The sequence below is a fragment of the Paenibacillus sp. 32O-W genome (assembly GCF_007679495.1).
Classification (GTDB): domain Bacteria; phylum Bacillota; class Bacilli; order Paenibacillales; family NBRC-103111; genus Paenibacillus_L; species Paenibacillus_L residui.
The window spans coordinates 1-375 of sequence record NZ_VEGP01000187.1 but is presented as its reverse complement, the minus strand read 5'-3'; the positions used below and the strand labels follow the sequence as shown (position 1 = coordinate 375).

General features: G+C 47.2%; 1 protein-coding gene. It reads right to left on the bottom strand.

What is annotated here, in order from left to right:
- A partial coding sequence (locus tag FS806_RS25380; protein WP_144942138.1) for a transposase occupies positions 1 to 375 on the bottom strand: 375 nt, incomplete at both ends.

Sequence of the window (375 nt, the reverse complement as noted above, 5' to 3'; positions counted from 1 at the left end):
GCACTGCGATTGAAACGGTAAACGGTCTCGCAGCATGGCGAAAGCGACTTTGAGCATCTTATTACCCATTGCAACAAAGATGGCTCGTTCATGTTTTCCTTTTTCCTTCAGACGATCATAGAAAGGCTTAAGGTCCTTATTATGCATGCAGAGACTCTTACCTGCTAGATATACCGCATAACGAAGGTGATCGTTTCCCTGTTTGGAAATCTTGCGGTAGGAGCCTTTGCCGCCACCTGTTTGCTTAACAATGGGGTTTGTGCCAGCTTTCTTAATTAACTGGTTTGCGTTCGAGTACTGAGATACATCGCCGATTTCAGCATAAAGCTCAGCCGCGGTAGTCACTCCTAAGCCCGGGACGGTAAGAAGCAGTCG